This window comes from Actinosynnema sp., assembly GCF_052038725.1.
On record NZ_JBQGCX010001199.1, the window covers coordinates 1 to 2,730 of the forward strand.

Genomic DNA, 2,730 nt, shown 5'->3' on the forward strand with positions numbered 1-2,730 from the left:
AGATATGCCCGTGGTCCACCAAGGAGGGCCTGCTGCTGGAGCGGGCGGTGGTGGGTGGGGATGACGGGTTGGTCGTAGTGGCGTGAAGGGGAAACAGGGATGCTGGCGTTGTCGGTCGAGTCCCACCGCACCGGGTGCGCGGTGGTGGACGTGGCCGGGGAGCTGGACCTCACGGGCGCCAGGAAGGTGCTCGAGAAGCTGGACCGGCTGATCGCGGAGGGCCGCGACCGGGTGGTGCTGGACATGTCCGGGGTGTCGTTCTGCGGGGCGCAGGCGATGAGCTTGCTGGTGCGCACGCGGGCGCGGGCGCAGCGGGCGGGCGGTTGGCTGCGGCTGGCCGCCGTGCCGCCGCACGTGCGCAGGGTGTTCGTGCGCACCGACCTGGACCGGTTGTTCCCGCACTACCCGGACGTCGCCTCGGCGGCGTCCGGCAGGCCCGTTTCCGCACCGGCCCCTCGGGTACCTGAGCAGAAGTCCGGGACCTGAAGATCTTTCGAGTGGGGTGGGCACGTGCTGGTGCGCGGTGAGGTGGGGGCGCTGCCGGACCTGGTGTTCGCGGCGGCGGCCGAGCCGCCCAGGCTCGCCGAGTGGCTGCCGGAACCGCTGGCGGTGGTCGGGGTCAACGGGGACGTGCTGATCGTGTCGGTGGCCGGGCGCCCGCGCCAGTTCCGGGTGCTCGCCGACTTCGACCGGTTGGAGCTGACCTGGGAGCCGCTGGCCGAGGGCGGTCCCGGCGCGCGGCTGCGCGCGGAGCTGGCCGGGGTCGGCGGGAGCGTGGTGCAGCTGGAGCTGGACTGCGACGGCGTGCCGGACGGGGAGCTGGGCGAGCTGGCGGCGCGGCTGCTGGTGGCGCTCGGGAAATCGGTTGAGCGGGAGCTGGCGCAGGACTGAGGATCGGCGGTGTGCTGATCAGGGTGGCCGCTCCCGAGGACTTCCCCGCGCTGCGCGCGATCGAGGCTCGGGGCGGTGAGGCGTTCCGCGCGGTCGGGATGCCGGAGGTCGCGGACGACGAGCCGATGCCGCTGGCCGTGCTGGCGTCGCTGCGCGTGTGGGTCCTGGTGGACCCGGAGCCGGTGGCGTGGGTGGCGGTCGCGGTGGTGGACGGCGGGGCGCACGTGGAGCAGGTGTGCACGGCCCCCGAGCGCGCCGGTGAGCGGCTGGGGGCGGCGCTGCTGGACCACGTGGGGGCGTGGGCGCGCGGCGATGGCCTGGTGGCGGTGACGCTGACGACGTTCCGGGACGTGCCGTGGAACGCGCCGTACTACCGGCGGCTGGGGTTCGCGGAGGTGGCGGAGCCGGGGCCGGGGCTGCGGGAGGTGGTGGCGCGGGAGGCGTCGCACGGGCTGGACCCGGCCGCGCGGGTGGTCATGGCGCGGGCGGTGTGAGCGCCGGGGCGGGCCCGCCCGGACGGGCGAGGTTCCCCGCGGTTAACCCCCTCCCGACCAGGGCAACCACACCCCATGTCCAACACCCTGGTCCTCGACGTGGACGGCACGCTGGTCGACACCAACTACCACCACACCCTCGCCTGGTCGCGCGCGTTCCGGCGGTTCGACGTCACCGTCCCCGCCTGGAAGCTGCACCGCGCCATCGGCATGGGCGGGGACAAGCTGGTGGCCGCCGTCGCGGGCGCGCACGTGGAGGAGCGGCACGGGGACGCCGTCCGGGACGCGTGGGTCGAGGAGTTCGCCCCGATGCTCGACGAGGTCCAGCCCGTCGAGGGCGCGCGGCGGCTGCTGTCCGCGGCGGTCGATGCGGACCTGACCGTGGTGCTCGCCAGCTCCGGCAAGGCCGAGCACGTGGCCCGCTACCTGCGGCTGCTCGACGCCGAGGACCTGGTCGCGACCTCGTCCGACGACGTGTCCGAGAGCAAGCCCGCGCCCGACCTGATCGAGGTGGCGCTGGAGCGGGTCGGCGGCGGGCGGGCCGTGGTGGTCGGGGACTCGGTGTGGGACTGCGAGGCGGCCGGGCGGGCCGGGTTGCCGGTGGTGGCGCTGCGGACCGGCGGGTTCGGCGAGGCCGAGCTGACCGGCGCGGGCGCGGCCTCCGTGTACGAGGACCTGGACCGGTTGCGCGCCGACCTGACCGACCTGCCCTTCGCCCCGCTCGACTAGCGCACCGCCCAGCGGACGTCCCACCCCCGGAAGGAAACTCCCATGCGGATCGGCTACACCCTGATGACCGAGCAGGCGGGGCCGAAGGACCTGGTCCGGCACGCGGCGCGGGCCGAGGCGGCCGGGTTCGACTTCGAGGTGATCAGCGACCACTTCTCGCCGTGGCTGGCCGAGCAGGGGCACGCGCCGTACGCGTGGAGCGTGCTGGGCGCGGTCGCGCAGGTCACCGAGCGGGTCGAGCTGATGACCTACGTGACCTGCCCGACGATGCGCTATCACCCGGCCGTGGTCGCCCAGAAGGCGGCGACGGTGCAGCTGCTGTCGGACAACCGGTTCACGCTCGGGCTCGGCGCGGGCGAGAACCTGAACGAGCACGTGGTCGGGCAGGGGTGGCCGCCGGTGAACGTGCGGCACGAGATGCTGCGCGAGGCGCTGGAGATCATCGTCAAGCTGTTCGACGGCGGGTACTCGGACTACGCGGGCCAGCACTTCCGGGTGGACTCGGCGAAGCTGTGGGACCTGCCGGAGAAGCGGGTGCCGATCGCGGTCGCGGTGTCGGGGTCGCAGTCGGTGCAGGCGTTCGCGCCGCTGGCGGACGTGATGGTGGCGGTGGAGC

At 74.2% G+C, this 2,730-nt stretch carries 5 protein-coding genes; all 5 read left to right on the plus strand.

Annotated features, from left to right (window positions below; genetic code table 11):
• Nucleotides 1-99 precede the first annotated feature (99 nt).
• On the plus strand, nt 100-486 hold the full coding sequence (locus ACTUAL_RS25090; RefSeq protein ID WP_440901979.1) for an STAS domain-containing protein: 387 nt from the start codon (nt 100-102) through the stop codon (nt 484-486).
• Nucleotides 487-510: 24 nt separating this feature from the next.
• Nucleotides 511-891: a hypothetical protein gene (locus ACTUAL_RS25095; RefSeq protein WP_096496006.1), complete on the plus strand. Its 381-nt coding sequence runs from the start codon at nt 511-513 to the stop codon at nt 889-891.
• 11 nt (nt 892-902) lie between these two features.
• Entirely contained in the window at nt 903-1,385 is a 483-nt protein-coding gene (locus ACTUAL_RS25100) for a GNAT family N-acetyltransferase (RefSeq protein WP_440901980.1), read from the plus strand.
• Nucleotides 1,386-1,460: 75 nt separating this feature from the next.
• Nucleotides 1,461-2,114 carry an HAD family hydrolase gene (locus ACTUAL_RS25105; protein WP_096496008.1) on the plus strand — a complete coding sequence of 218 codons (654 nt, stop codon included), beginning with the start codon at nt 1,461-1,463 and terminating at the stop codon, nt 2,112-2,114.
• Nucleotides 2,115-2,156: 42 nt separating this feature from the next.
• A partial coding sequence (locus ACTUAL_RS25110) for a TIGR03557 family F420-dependent LLM class oxidoreductase (protein WP_440901981.1) occupies nt 2,157-2,730 on the plus strand: 574 nt, incomplete at its 3' end.